This window comes from Mycobacterium sp. TH-M116, assembly GCF_057473685.1.
Genome location: NZ_JBYCLC010000215.1, coordinates 1 through 11,390, shown reverse-complemented (window position 1 = coordinate 11,390; position 11,390 = coordinate 1). Strand labels below are relative to the sequence as shown.

General features: G+C 71.2%; 9 protein-coding genes. 1 reads left to right on the top strand and 8 read right to left on the bottom strand.

Annotation, left to right across the window (positions count from 1 at the left end):
- The 8 genes from murC to AC2VOK_RS11215 all read right to left on the bottom strand — a co-directional run.
- On the bottom strand, positions 1-1,483 hold a 1,483-nt coding region (gene murC, locus AC2VOK_RS11250), incomplete at its 3' end, for a UDP-N-acetylmuramate--L-alanine ligase (RefSeq protein WP_428900542.1).
- Positions 1,484-1,521: 38 nt separating this feature from the next.
- Positions 1,522-2,736 (bottom strand): undecaprenyldiphospho-muramoylpentapeptide beta-N-acetylglucosaminyltransferase, encoded by a 1,215-nt coding sequence (gene murG / locus AC2VOK_RS11245; RefSeq protein WP_428900541.1) that lies wholly within the window; start codon positions 2,734-2,736, stop codon positions 1,522-1,524.
- Positions 2,733-4,319, bottom strand: coding sequence for a putative lipid II flippase FtsW (gene ftsW, locus AC2VOK_RS11240; protein ID WP_428900540.1), 1,587 nt, complete (start codon positions 4,317-4,319; stop codon positions 2,733-2,735). Before ftsW ends, murG begins: the two co-directional genes overlap by 4 nt.
- Positions 4,320-4,325: 6 nt before the next feature.
- Positions 4,326-5,795, bottom strand: coding sequence for a UDP-N-acetylmuramoyl-L-alanine--D-glutamate ligase (murD, locus tag AC2VOK_RS11235; protein ID WP_428900539.1), 1,470 nt, complete (start codon positions 5,793-5,795; stop codon positions 4,326-4,328).
- Positions 5,795-6,874, bottom strand: a complete 1,080-nt coding sequence (gene mraY / locus AC2VOK_RS11230; RefSeq protein WP_428900538.1) for a phospho-N-acetylmuramoyl-pentapeptide-transferase — start codon at positions 6,872-6,874, stop codon at positions 5,795-5,797. The genes murD and mraY overlap by 1 nt, the downstream gene beginning before the upstream one ends.
- Entirely contained in the window at positions 6,871-8,439 is a 1,569-nt protein-coding gene (locus AC2VOK_RS11225; RefSeq protein ID WP_428900537.1) for a UDP-N-acetylmuramoyl-tripeptide--D-alanyl-D-alanine ligase, read from the bottom strand. The genes mraY and AC2VOK_RS11225 overlap by 4 nt, the downstream gene beginning before the upstream one ends.
- On the bottom strand, positions 8,436-9,971 hold the full coding sequence (locus AC2VOK_RS11220) for a UDP-N-acetylmuramoyl-L-alanyl-D-glutamate--2,6-diaminopimelate ligase (RefSeq protein ID WP_428900536.1): 1,536 nt from the start codon (positions 9,969-9,971) through the stop codon (positions 8,436-8,438). The genes AC2VOK_RS11225 and AC2VOK_RS11220 overlap by 4 nt, the downstream gene beginning before the upstream one ends.
- 100 nt (positions 9,972-10,071) lie before the next feature.
- On the bottom strand, positions 10,072-10,620 hold the full coding sequence (locus AC2VOK_RS11215) for a TetR/AcrR family transcriptional regulator (RefSeq protein ID WP_428900535.1): 549 nt from the start codon (positions 10,618-10,620) through the stop codon (positions 10,072-10,074).
- A gap of 116 nt (positions 10,621-10,736) precedes the next feature.
- Here AC2VOK_RS11215 and AC2VOK_RS11210 point away from each other — a divergent pair.
- A partial coding sequence (locus AC2VOK_RS11210) for an FAD-dependent oxidoreductase (protein ID WP_428900534.1) occupies positions 10,737-11,390 on the top strand: 654 nt, incomplete at its 3' end.

The following is an 11,390-nucleotide window of genomic DNA, read 5'->3' as shown; positions in this document are numbered from 1 at the left end:
GCCGGCGCACCCGGTGGGGTGTTCTTTTGATTCCTCGCCGCTCTCCTGCTCGCTCGTCCCCGCTACGGTTGGCCCGCACCCGCAGCGCCGTCACGATCTCGGGCCCCAGCAGTGTCACATCGCCCGCGCCCATGGTGACGATGACGTCACCGGGGCCGGCGGCCGCGGCCACCTCTGCGGCCACCGCGGAGAAGTCCGGCAGGTAGCGGACCGGCGCACCGACGTGCGCGGCGACGGTGGCGCCGCTGACACCTGCGAGCGGTCGCTCGCGTGCTCCGTAGACGTCGAGGACGAACACCTCGTCAGCGGCATCCAGCGCGTGACCGAACTCGACAGCGAAAGCCTTAGTGCGCGAATATAAGTGGGGCTGGAACACCACGATGCAGCGACCCTCGCCGGCCTGGTCGAGCAGCGTGCGCACTGCTGCCAGCGTGGCGCTGATCTCCGTCGGGTGGTGGGCGTAGTCGTCGAACACCCGCACCGGCGCGTGGCCGTCCGAGGACGTCCCGACCAGTTCGAAGCGGCGGCGCACACCCTCGAAGCCGGCTAGCCCGTCGAGCACCTCGTCGGCGGGGGCGCCGATCTGGGTCGCCGCCAGCAGCGCACCCAGTGCGTTGAGCGCCATGTGCCGGCCCGCCACCGACAGCCGCATCACGCGCGGGCGCGCCGCCGGGTCGAGATCCGGGGCCAACTGGATGTGGGCGACCGCATCGGTGCCCTGCTGGCCCCAGGACAGCAGCACCCCGGCCAGCGGCGCGCCCGGGCGGTCGGACACCGAGCCGTAGCGCAGCACCCGGACACCGAGCTCGGCGCTGCGCTCGGCCAATGCGGCCGCACCGGGGTCGTCGGTGCAGACCACCAGCGCTCCCCCGGGCGCCAGCCGCTCCACAAAGGAGTCGAACACCCCGACGTAGGCGTCGGCGCTGCCGTAGAAATCCAGGTGATCAGACTCGACGTTGGTCACCACGGCGACGTCGGGCCGGTACTCCAGCAGCGAGCCGTCGCTCTCGTCGGCCTCGGCGACGAAGCAGTCGCCGCTGCCGTGGTGTGCGTTGGTCCCGGCCTCTCCGAGCTCCCCGCCGACCGCGAACGACGGGTCGAGTCCGCAGTGCTGCAGTGCCACGATCAGCATCGATGTCGTGGTCGTCTTACCGTGCGTACCGGTGACCATCAGCGTGGTGCGCCCGTCCATCAGCCTGGCCAACACGGCGGGTCGCAGCAGCACCGGGATCCCGCGGCGCCGGGCCTCGACGAGCTCGGGGTTGGTCTTCGGGATGGCGGCGTAGGTGGTGATGACTGCCGTGGCGCCGCCCGCCAACAGGTCCAGCGCCGAGGAATCGTGTCCGATGCGAACCAGTGCGCCCCGGGCCCGCAGGGCGTGCACGCCGCGTGACTCCTTGGCATCGGACCCGGAGACCAGGGCGCCCCGGTCCAGCAGGATGCGGGCGATGCCCGACATTCCGGCACCCCCGATGCCGACCATGTGCACCCGTTGCAGCTCGGGCGGCAGTGGGCGGGCGTTCACGACGCCCCTCCGGCCCCCCGGCCGGATGCCGATTGGTGGCGCGCCCGCCGGGCCCGGCCCGCGATGTCCAGCGCCGCCCGGGCGACCTGGAGCGCCGCGTCGGGATGGCCCACCCGGGCGGCGGCTGCCGTCATCGCCGCCAACCGTGGCGGGTCGTTGAGGAGCCCGGCGGCCTGCCGGGCGACCAGCTCCGGGGTCAGTTCCGCGTCGGCCACCACCATGCCTCCGCCGGCGTTGACCACCGGCAGCGCGTTGAGCCGCTGTTCGCCGTTGCCGATCGGCAGCGGGACGTAGACGGCCGGCAGGCCGACGGCCGAGACCTCGGCGACCGTCATCGCCCCGGATCGGCAGATGACCAAGTCTGCGGCGGCATAGGCCAGGTCCATCCGGTCCAGGTAGGGCACCGCCACGTAGGGCGGGTCGCCCGGCCCGGGACGACGGCGGTCGAGGGTGTTCTTGGGGCCGTGCGCATGCAGCACCGCGACGCCCGCGGCGGCCAGGTCGGCGGCGGCCCCGGCCACGGCCCGGTTCAGGGACACCGCGCCCTGCGAGCCGCCGAACACCAGCAGCACCCGCGCGTCTTCGGCGAAACCGAAGTGCGCCCGCGCCTCGGCACGCAGCGCCGCACGGTCCAGCGCGGTGATGGCCGCGCGCACCGGCACACCGACAACTTCGGCGCGCGCCAGCCCGCAGTCGGGTACCGCCGAGAGCACCCGGTCGGCGGTGCGGGCACCGACGCGGTTCGCCAGCCCGGCCCGCGCGTTGGCTTCGTGGATCAGCACCGGGATGCGGCGGCGCAGCCGCGGCATCCCGCGCGCGGCGAGGTAGGCCGGCAGGGCGACGTAACCGCCGAACCCGATCACCACGTCAGCCTCCACGCCGTCGAGAACCGCGCGGGTCTCCCGGACGGCTCGCCACACCCGCGGTGGCAGCCGGGCCAGGTCCCCGCTGGGTTTCCGCGGCAGCGGTACCGGTGTGATCATCTCGAGGTGGTAGCCGCGCTCGGGCACCAGCCTGGTCTCGAGTCCGCGCGCGGTACCCAGCGCGGTGATCCGGACCTGCGGATCCAGCGCGGCCAGCGCATCGGCCACAGCCATCGCGGGCTCCACATGCCCGGCGGTCCCGCCGCCGGCGAGCACGACCGACAAGGCGCCGGCGGGCGAGAGCCTTGGCCCCGGCCCGCCGGCGGACTTTGCGATGATGTCGTTCACCCGTAACGCTGACCTTCCAGTGCGCGAGCGCGCGCCGTTTGGCGCTGACCGGCGTGACGCTGGACAGATCCATGATGCCTGGCCCGCAGGCGGGCGTCCCCCCCAGCCTGCCGGGCCGGCCGGGTGGCCGGGCGCGGCGACGCCTCGGAGGTACGGGCGACTTTGCGCACGGGCGCCTTTGCCGTCTGCGCGCGGTCGCCCTTGCGATCCCGGAACGACTCCAGGTGGGTCGGCACGTACGGCTGCGGCAGCGGCAACCGGAGCAACCGGTTGACCTTGTCGTCGCGCCCGGCTCGCAGGGCGGCCAGCGCCTCCGGCTCGTGGCGGGCCGCGTTGGCCATGATGCCGATCATGAAAAGCGTTGTGGCCGTTGATGTCCCACCGGCGGAAATGAGTGGCAACTGGATACCGGTGACCGGTAGGATTCCGACCACATAGCCGATGTTGATGAACGCCTGACCCAACACCCACATCGTCGTGGTGGCGGTCAACAGCCGCAGGAACGGGTCGGCCGACCGTCGCGCGATCCGCATCCCCGTGTAGGCGAAGAGCCCGAAAAGCACCAGCAGCCCGAACGCACCGATGAACCCGAGCTCCTCGCCGACGATCGCGAAGATGAAGTCGTTGTGCGCGTTGGGTAGGTAATTCCACTTGGCCACGCCCTGGCCGAGGCCGTCGCCGAAGATGCCGCCGTGGGCAAGCGCGAACTTCGCCTGACGAGCCTGGTAGCCGGTGTCCTGCGGGTCGCTCTCGGGATTGATCCAGGACCGCACCCGCTCGGAGCGGTAGCCGGCGGACATCGCCAGAACCGCGCCCGCGGCGAAGACCGCCAGCAGCGAGGTGCCGAAGACGCGAAGCGGCAGACCGCCGTACCACAGCAGCGCCAGCAGGATGATGCCCAGTGACACCGTCTGTCCGAGGTCGGGCTGGGCCACGATCAGCGCGAGCGAGATGACGGCGGCGGGCACCAGCGGAATCAGCATCTCGCGCAGCGAGGCCCGCTCCAGCCGCCGGGCCGCCAACAGGTGCGCACCCCAGACGGCCAGCGCGATCTTCGCCAGCTCGGAGGGCTGCATCGACAGCCCACCGACGACGAACCATTTGCGGGACCCGTTGGCCAGGTTGCCGATTCCGGGCACCAGCACCAGCACCAGCAAGATGACGGTGATCAGGTAACCGGTGAACGCGACACGGCGCAGCAACCGCACCGGCATTCTCAGCGCCACGTAAGCCCCACCGAGCCCGATGGTCGTCCACAGAACCTGCTTGCCGAAGATGACCCACGCCGATCCGTCGGAGTCGTAGGACCGCACACCCGAGGCCGACAGCACCATGATGAGGCCCAGCGTCGTCAGCAGCCCGGCGATGGCGATGATCAGGTGAAACGAGGCCATCGGCCGGTTGAGCCAGGCGCCGAACCGGTGGTGCGGCCCGGACTTTTCGACGTCGGCGTTCGCCTTGCTCGACAGCTTCCCTGTGTCGGCGCCGGCGGTGTCCGGCGTAGGCGGGTCAGCCTTCGGACCGGTTTCGGCCGACTCGGCTTTCTTGCCCCGGCCCAGCAGCCGGGTCAGCGCGTTGTCCACACCCGCCTACCGGACGGCCGCGCGCACCGCGGCCGCGAATGCGTCGCCCCGGTCGGCGTAGCCGCTGAATTGGTCGAACGAGGCGCCAGCCGGCGCCAGCAGCACCGTGTCACCCGGCTTCGCCAGGTTGCGGGCCGCGGCCACCGCGGCCGTCATGACGCGAACACCGAGATCCCCACCCGCGCGTTTCACTTCTGCCACATCTATCTCAGAAATCACAGCAGTCGCATGCATACCAGTATCCTCGCCTGTCACAACCTGGACGACGGGGACATCCGGTGCGTGTCGCGATAACGCCTCTGCAACCTTCTGACGGTCACGGCCGATGAGCACCGCTCCGACCAGGCGGGACGCGATCCTGGCGACCTCCTGGTCGACCGAGGCGCCCTTCAGCAAACCACCGGCCACCCAGACCACTCGGGGGTAGGCCAGCACGGACGCCTCGGCGGCGTGCGGGTTGGTCGCCTTCGAGTCGTCGACGTAGGTGACGCCGTCGGCGACGGCGACGACCTCGGCCCGGTGCCGGCCGAACCGGAACGACCCGATCGCCTCGGCGATAGCCCCGGCGGGCACCCCGACAGCGCGGGCCAGCGCGGCCGCGGCCAAGGCATCAAGCACCCCGACGGGGCCCGGCACCGGGATCGTCTCGGCCGCCACCAGCGCCAGGTCCGCGGCAAAGGCCCGATCGACGAGCCAGCCGTCGCGTACGCCGAGTTCGCCGGGGCCCGGTTCGCCCAGCCGAAAGCCGGCCCGTACCGGTGCCGCCGCGGTCTCCAGCAACGCGGCCGAGCGGGCGTTGTCCAGCCCGACCACGGCCACCCGGCCGTTGAGCACCCGGGCCTTGTCGGCGGTGTACTCGGCCATCGACGCGTGCCAGTCGAGGTGGTCCTCGGCGATGTTGAGCACGACGCCGGCCTCGGGCCGCAGCGACGGCGCCCAGTGCAGCTGGAAGCTGGACAGCTCGACGGCCAGCACGTCGGCGGGCTCGTCGAGAACGTCCAGCACCGGTCTGCCGATGTTGCCGCACAACACCGCGCGGCGCCCCCCGGCGGCCAGGATGGCGTGCAGCATCGACGTCGTCGTCGTCTTGCCGTTGGTGCCGGTAACGACGAGCCAGCGACGTGGTGGGCCGTAGTGGCCCGCGGCGTCAAGCCGCCAGGCCAGCTCGACGTCACCCCAGATCGGCACCCCGGCCCTCGCCGCGGCGGCCGGCACCGCCGTGCCGGGCGCGAAGCCGGGGCTGGTCACCACCAGCGCGTACGCCGAGATGCGGTGCGCGGCCGCCGAGGTGGTCTCGGTCGCCACGCCCCGCTCGGCGTACCCGCGCAGCGTGGCCGGGTCGTCGTCGCACAGAGTCACCGCAGCGCCGAAGCGGGACAGCGCGGCCAACGCCGCCCTGCCCGTCACACCACCGCCGGCCACCAGGACGGGTACGCCCGGCGCCAAGGGAACGATCGCCTCTAAGAACCCGCCCATCAGGCACCGATCGCGGCCAGCCACTCACCGTAGAACAGCGCCACCCCCAGACCGCAGGTGATCGCGGTCAGCAACCAGAAGCGGATGATCACCGTCGTCTCGGCCCAGCCGGACAATTCGAAATGGTGATGGAAGGGCGCCATCCGGAAAACCCGGCGCCCGGTGGTGCGAAAGATCAGAATCTGCAGCACGACGGAGCTGACCTCGGCGACGAACAGCGCACCCAGCACGACGGCGAGAACCTCGGTGCGGCTGGTGACCGACAGCCCCGCGACGATGCCGCCCAGCGCCAGCGATCCGGTGTCCCCCATGAAGATCTTGGCGGGCGCGGCGTTCCACCACAAGAAACCGATGCACGCGCCGGCGGTGGCGGCGGCCACGATCGCCAGGTCCAGCGGATCGCGCACGTTGTAGCACGCCAGGCCGGGCGCGGTGACGCACGCGTTGCGGTACTGCCAGAAGGTGATCAACACGTAGGCGGCGGTGACCATCGCCATGCTGCCGGCCGCCAGTCCGTCCAGGCCGTCGGTGAAGTTGACCGCGTTGGACCAGGCGCTGACCACGATTACGCAGAACAGCACGAACAATGCCGGCGCCAGCGTGACGGTGGCGATCTCACGGACGTAGGACAGGTTCGGGCTGGCCGGCGTCAGGCCGTTGGCGTTGCGGAACTGCAACACCAGCATCCCGAACAGCACCGCGGCGGCGACCTGCCCGAGCGTCTTGGCCGTCTTGTTCAGCCCGAGGTTGCGCGACCTTCGGATCTTGATCAGGTCGTCGAGGAACCCGACGCCGCCCAGTGCGGTGGCCAGGCCGAGCACCAGCAGGCCCGACGCGGACACCCCTTCGCCGTCGAAGGCCAGGCCGGCGAGGTGCGTGCCCAGGTAGCCCGCCCAGATGCCGGCGACGATCGCCACCCCGCCCATCGACGGCGTGCCGCTCTTGGTGTGGTGGCTGGGCGGGCCGTCTTCGCGGGCCTGGTGGCCGAATCCCTGCTTGGTGAACAGCCGGATGAGCGCCGGGGTCAAGAGGATGGAAACGGTCAGCGCGATCGCGACCGCGACGAGGATCTGTCTCACCGACGGGCCTCGTCGCCGGGCTCGTCGGCCGGTGCGTCCCGGGCCAGGGCGTCGGCGAGCGCGCCCAGCCCGGCCGCGTTGGATGCCTTGACCAGGACGACGTCGCCGGGCCGCAACTCGGCCCGCAACAATGCCAGGGCGGCGTCACTGTCGGCGACTCTGAAAGCTCCCCTGTCGGCCCCCTTGTCGGCCCCCTCGTGGGCTCCGGCATCCCACGAGGCCAACCCGCCTTCCAGGACCGCTCCGTGGTGCATGGCGCTCATCGACCTCCCATTTCCCACGAAGACGAGTCGAGAGACATCTAAGCGCACCGCCAGCCTGCCGATGCGATCGTGCTCGGTTATCGCGTCCTCACCGAGTTCGGCCATCTCCCCCAGCACCGCCCAGCTGCGCCGGGGCTCCCGGGTCTGGTGGGCGATCCAGGCCAGCGCCTGAAGCCCGGCCCGCATCGAGTCGGGGTTGGCGTTGTAAGCGTCGTCGATCACGGTGACCGCGTCGGTGCGGGTGGTGACCTGCATCCGGTGCCGTGACCCGGGACCCGCGCCGGCCAGCGCGTCGGCGATCTGTTCGGGGCCGGCGCCGCACTCCAGCGCGACCGCGGCGGCGCACAGCGCGTTGGTGACCTGGTGGTCGCCACAGACGCCGAGCCGGACCGGCGCCCGGATGTCGCCGGCATGCAACGTGAAACGCGGCCTGGCCAGATCGTCCAGCGACACGTCGCCGGCCCACACGTCGGCGGGTGCCGCGCGGCGCACCCGCACCACCCGGGCCGCGGTCACGCCCGCCATGGCCGCCACCACCGGGTCGTCGACGTTGAGGACGACCACTCCTGACGATGGAATAGATTCCGGCAGTTCGGATTTTGTTCGCGCGATAGCGTCTCGGGAGCCGAACTCGCCCAAGTGCGCGGTGCCCACGTTGAGGACCACGCCGATCGCCGGCGGGGCGATCTGGGCCAGTGCGGCGATGTTGCCGGGGTGACGCGCCGACATCTCGAGCACCAGAAAGTCGGTGCGGCGAGTGGCGCGCAGGACCGTCCAGGGGTGACCCAGCTCGTTGTTGAACGACCCCGGCGGGGCGACCACCTCGCCCAGCGGCGCCAGCACGGCGGCCACCAGGTCCTTGGTCGAGGTCTTACCCGAGGACCCGGTGATCCCGATGATCGTCAGCCCGCCGGCCACCAGCTCGTCGGCCACCGCCCGGGCCAGCTTCCCCAGCGCGGCCAGGACCGCCGCACCCGACCCGTCGGTGTCGTGCTCGAGAACCCCGGCCGTACCGAATCCCGTTGTGGATGCGTCATTTCGGGGTTCAATCACGATAGCGGGGACGCCGACCGGGCGGGCCGCCAGCACCGCGACCGCTCCCGCGGCCACCGCCGCGGACGCGTGGTCGTGCCCGTCGGAGCGGGCGCCGGGCAACGCCAGGAACAGCCCGCCGGGGCCGACGGCGCGTGAGTCGAACTCCACGGTGCCGGTGACCCGCAGCGCCGCGGCTTCCTGGGGCGAGATGTCGGCCAGCCTGCCGCCGACGATCTCGGCGATCCGGGCGACGGTCAGATCGATCATCGCGGAGCCTTCAGCGCGACCAGAGCGTCGGCCAGCTCCACCCGGTCGTCGAACGGGCGGGTCTGCCCGGCGCCACGCTGACCGGTCTCGTGTCCCTTGCCGGCGATCAGCACGACGTCGCCGGGGCGCGCCCACGCCACCGCATGGCCGATCGCCGCCCGTCGGTCGGCGATCTCGACCACTTCGGCGCCGCCGTGAGCCGCGCCGGTGAGGATCTGGTGACGGATCGCCGCGGGCTCCTCACCACGCGGGTTGTCGTCGGTGACGACGACGAGGTCGGCCAGTTCGGCGGCGATCTCGCCCATCGGGGCCCGCTTGCCCGGGTCGCGTTCGCCGCCGGCGCCGAACACCACCGCCAGCCGGCTGCCGGGCCTCCTGAGGGTGGACAGCACCGCCCGCAACGCGCCGGGCTTGTGGGCGTAGTCGACCAGCGCCAGGAAATCCTGGCCGCGGTCGACCTGCTCCATGCGCCCGGGGACCCGGGTGTCGAGCAGGCCCGGTGCCGCCTGCTCCGGCGACACGCCGACCGTGTCCAGCAGGGCCAGCGCCACAAGACAATTGGCGACGTTGTAGCGGCCCGGCAGGTTGATACCGACCCGGTGGTGCACGCCGGCGGGATCAGTCGCGGTGAACTGCTGTCCGCCGGCACCCAGCGGCGCCACGTCCGAGGCGCGCCAGTGGGCGGGTCGTCCTTCGGAGCTCACTGTGACCGCCTCGCCGGCCAGCTCGGCCATCGCGCGCCCGGCGTCATCGTCGACGCACACCACGACGCGGCGCGCACGCAGCGGTGACGCGGGGTCGAACAGCACCGCCTTGGCCGCGAAGTAGTCGGCCATGGTGGGGTGGAAGTCGAGGTGGTCGCGGGACAGGTTGGTGAAACCGGCCGCCGCGAATCCGGTGCCGTCCGCCCGGCCCAGAGTGAGCGCGTGGCTGGACACCTCCATGACCACGGTGTCCACCCCGCGCTCGGCCATCGCGGCCAGCATGGCTTGCAGCGCGGGCGCTTCCGGAGTGGTCAGGGCACTGGGCATGTCGGCACCGTCGATGCGGGTCCCGATGGTCCCGATCAGGCCGGCGGTGCGGCCGGCGGCGCGCAGACCCGACTCGACCAGGTAGGTGGTGGTCGTCTTGCCGCTGGTGCCGGTGATCCCGACGACCGTCACCCGCTCGGACGGGTTGCCGTACACAGTGGCGGCCAGCGCGCCCAGGACGCTGCGCGGGCCGGGGTGCACCAGCGTCGGCGTGGCAGCGGTCCGCTCGCCCATCTGTGCGGCCCCGGCGGCGTCGGTGAGCACCGCGACGGCTCCGCGCCCGATCGCGTCGCCGGCGTAGCGGGCGCCGTGAGTGGACGCGCCGGGAAGCGCGGCAAACAGGTCACCGGGCAGCACCTCCTGGGCCCGCAGCGTCACGCCGGTGACCGGGATGTCCGGTACGGCCCCGCCGCCGGCCAGCACCGCACCCACCTGGCCTGCCAGGGCAGGCAGTCGGACACCCGCACCCCCGCCGGGTCGCAGCTCGGTGGGCTCCTGCACTTCCGGTCACACCTCCCTGGGATGCCACGTGCTCACCATGATCAGCCATGACACCCTACCGACGCACACCGGCTTCGCCCCGGCTACCGCGCCCGCGGGATCATGGCGACGCCAGCAGCGGGAGGAAAATCGTGTCGACGATTTCTTCGATGGCTTCATCGGACAGCGGTCGCAACGTCGTCAGGATTTCGTGACGCCAGAGGTCGGCGGGGAGCCGTCCGATGCGCTCGGTCACGCGTTCGCGGTCGATCTCGCCTCGATCGACGGCACGCTGGATCACCTCCTCCATGGCGGAGTCCCGGCCGCCGCGGACAAAGGCGCTGAGATCGGCCAGGCTGGTGCCGGTGTCGCGGTAGAAGCTGCCGAGATAGGTGTACACCTGCGCCGCCAACCCGATCCTGACTTTGTTCGCTTGCTGCAGCAGCCCGATGACGTCGCCACGCAGGCTGCCTGTGTCGGGAGCGACCACCACATCTTTGCCCGCCACGTACGCCAAGGTGGCGAGCACCAGCTCCTGCTTGCTGGACCAGCGCCGATAGAGCACCGCGCGACTGGTGCCGGACCGCGCGGCGACGGCGTCGATGGTGAAGCCGTCGTAGCCGCGTTCGGTCAGCTCGTCCCACGCGGCCGCAAGCAGCGCCTGTTCCAACGCGCGACCACGACGCCGCTGCGGGACACGCGCGTTAAGAGTCATTGCGTTTCCTAAAATCCGCACCTACAGTTTTAGGGTACAACTCGTATCTTAATGCTGAAAGGGCTGCTCCTGTGCGCATTCTCGTCTCCGGTGCCGGCATCGCCGGCCTGAGCACGGCCATCGACCTCGGCGCCGACGGCCACGACGTGACCGTCGTCGAACGGGCCGACCACTTGCGGGTCAACGGCTCCCCCATCGACATCCGGGGCGAGGCCATCGCCGTCGCCGAGAAGATGGGCGTGCTCGACGACATCCGCGACCGACGCGTCGACATGAGCGAACGCGTCCAGTTCGTCGACGAGAACGGTCGCGTCGTGGCCGAACCACCGTGGACGCAGATCAACGACTCCCCCGACGACGTCGAAATCCCCCGGGAAGACCTGACCGGCATCCTCCACGACCATCTCGGCCCCTCGGCAGAGCTGCGCTTCACCGAGTCGGTCGCCGAACTCGACGCCGGTGACCAGGGCGTGGACGTCCGGTTCACCTCGGGCGCCCAGGACCGTTACGACCTTGTCGTCGGAGCCGACGGGATGCATTCGGCGGTGCGCCGCCTGGTGTTGGGACCCGAACACCAATTTCTGCATCACCTCGGTTTTTATATCGCACTGGCCGAATTGACCAACGACATCCCGACCGGGCGCACCAACCCGATGTACAACTTTCCCGACCATCTTGCCGGCATCGCCACTTACAACGACAAAGCCCTGGCGGTCTTCACGTTT